Genomic DNA, 2,454 nt, shown 5'->3' on the forward strand with positions numbered 1-2,454 from the left:
TCAAATTCCGGAGAGCGCTCGTACTCTGCTATAGTCTGAGCGTACGTTGATTTTGGTGTTGGGTAATGGTGAAGGTAGTACCCAAAGTATTTTTCACAGAAATCTTGATAATCCTTAGTAAAGAGAATAAATGTGTGCCACATCTCATCGATGAGTTTTGTTGACTGGCTAATAGCTAGTTTAATAGGTTCCTGTGTACACTGTTTACTATAAGCGCTCAACCATAACCATTTTTTAGTTTCTTCAAAGAGTTCTTCAGCTTCTCCAAAAGGAAGATACCAAGTTTCAATGAATCGGTTAATAACGGATTCATTTCGGTAGGTTTTCAACTCTTCTAAAGTTGATTTCATATACGAGAATTTCCTATTATAAAAAATGACCATTTTTTAGTCAGCAGAAAAAGGAACGAAAATTAGAGTGTAATTTCCAGTTAGTTGGTTAGCAAACAACTTTCCTGTGTTTCCCATTTTTTTCGGCTTTCTCTGCTGAGTAAGCAGAGTTAAGTAAGTAGGCAAGAAAAAATAAACTATGTAAATATTTACCAAAGATCTATATTTCCCTCTTGGTAACGCTCCAGCGCTAAAGCGTTACCACACAAACAAGTTCTGATTTTTCTTGCTGATTTACTTACTTGTGTCTAAAGTAAATCTTCACAACAGATGCAAGCATCAACAACATTTTTGGTTAGCAGTTTTTCAATGAGAGCTTTCTTGTTCATTGTCAAGTTTCTCCAATTTGGTAAGTGAATTAGTTTTGTCGGCATGAAGTTAGCTTTTTTACTATCTTTTCAGCCTTGCTCTTTAAAGATAATGTGTACAAGTCGGTTTTTGCAGTCAGAAAAAGTCATAGAAAGTAGCCAGTTTTCAAAGATCTCTTTGAACTGGTGACAAAAAAAGTTGGAAAAAGTATGAAATGGGGTTTGAGTAGCAAGTGTACAGAAACTTACTCTAAGGCTGTAACGTAGTCACAGCAATGGTTTTAAGGCACAGTATCTGTAAAGTTTTGTATCTTAAACAGTGTACCAATTTAACTAAAGTCTATTTGGTACAAAAATTAGCAACGAGATTTCAGTGATTTGAGGGTGCTAATTCTCAGAAGGTTTAATTGGTACAGTTCTTAGCGTAACTTCTTGCACGGTTGCTACTCAAACCCCGAAATACGGCGTTTGAGTAGCAAGTGTACAGAAAACCCCGCTAAGGCTGTAACCTACTCACAGCAATGGTCAAGCAGAAAGAGTAACTCTGGTATCGCCTCACATTAAGCTAGACATCAGCAATAACTGCCTTTGTATGTGGTGTAGATGCGATATCCCGGCAGCACCAGTGCGAAGCCAGCAAAGTCATGAATAGTCCCTGGATAGTTTTCTTCAGGAGGAAGGCCACCAATGCGAAAAGAGAATGAACCAATCCAAAGGTAGAGACCAGGAATCAATGCATCCATACTGTAAGCGATGGCTCGAAGATTTTTGTGCATGGTTTTTAGCTCCATTCAAAAGCCAATGACTTGTGAGGCCTGACGCCTTTGTTCAGGAGTGACTTCCAGATACCTTTGCAAAACTCCTAAATCATGATGTCCAGAGATATCCTGAATGTGCCTGAGGGGGATTCCGGCACTAGACATCTGGGTAAGTGCAGTCCTACGGAAACTGTGGGTGCTGACACCCTCAACACCAATGCGCTGACAAGCGGTGCGTAGAAGTTTATCAGCCATGAAGCGAGTCAGAGGTCTGCCAGGGCTTTTGCGACTAGGAAACATCAGACCTGGTTTTTTAGGTTGATAGGAGTCTAACCAGATAGCGAGTCCTGGATGAATATCAACAATACGGGTCTGGAGTTTGCCCTTGGTGTTAGACTTTCGGAAAGTTAGGGTACGAGCTTTGATGTCGGTGGTGTGTAGTGCTAGGGCTTCAGATAATCTACAGGCTGTAAACAGACAAATTGCAAATAGCGCTCTATCTCGGGGAGATTTTAGACCTTCAGTAAACAATCGGCTCAACTCAACTTGTGACAAAATCTTCCCTTGTCCGTTACCATCAACCTTCATGACATCGATTTAGCTATCTTATTACACGTTACACCAATAACGTGTAATAAGAGCTGTAACATCTGATTTTACGTTACATTTTTCTCTAATCTGACGACCTATAACCTTTGCTAAACTCTTTGTGGTCGAAAACTGGACGACACAATCAGGGTTTCAGGGTTTATTGATAAGAAAAGTTAATGATTTCACTAGGGTGAGCAAGGGTGAGCAAAAAGCTAAGGCACCTGCATATTACCGTCAATTTGTCAAATACTAAGTCGTCATACCGGACAAAAACTCAAGTTAAAAAAAAAAGCCCGACTTTGTCCGGTAAACGCGTCAGCTACAACCCGCATGGTTGAGGGATTTTTTGAAAACGTTTGGCGTGTTGAGCCTATTATATGGGGATAGCTAAACACGCCAAGCCCCATA

3 protein-coding genes are annotated in these 2,454 nt (G+C 40.3%); all 3 read right to left on the reverse strand.

Features of this window, described 5'->3' with window-relative positions; genetic code table 11:
- Positions 1-350 (reverse strand): glycine-rich domain-containing protein (locus tag F6K23_RS40110; RefSeq protein ID WP_375340830.1); only part of this gene is annotated, 350 nt, incomplete at its 3' end.
- 919 nt (positions 351-1,269) lie between these two features.
- Entirely contained in the window at positions 1,270-1,473 is a 204-nt protein-coding gene (locus F6K23_RS40115) for a hypothetical protein (RefSeq protein ID WP_293166739.1), read from the reverse strand.
- 15 nt (positions 1,474-1,488) lie between these two features.
- Positions 1,489-2,010, reverse strand: a complete 522-nt coding sequence (locus tag F6K23_RS40120; RefSeq protein WP_293166741.1) for a site-specific integrase — start codon at positions 2,008-2,010, stop codon at positions 1,489-1,491.
- Positions 2,011-2,454 lie beyond the last annotated feature (444 nt).

The sequence above is a fragment of the Okeania sp. SIO2C9 genome (assembly GCF_010672455.1).
GTDB lineage: Bacteria > Cyanobacteriota > Cyanobacteriia > Cyanobacteriales > Microcoleaceae > Okeania.

What these genes read in the sequence shown, in the direction of transcription:
- F6K23_RS40115 (WP_293166739.1), bottom strand. Translation starts at nt 1,473, where the DNA reads ATGCACAAAAATCTTCGAGCCATCGCTTACAGTATGGATGCATTGATT.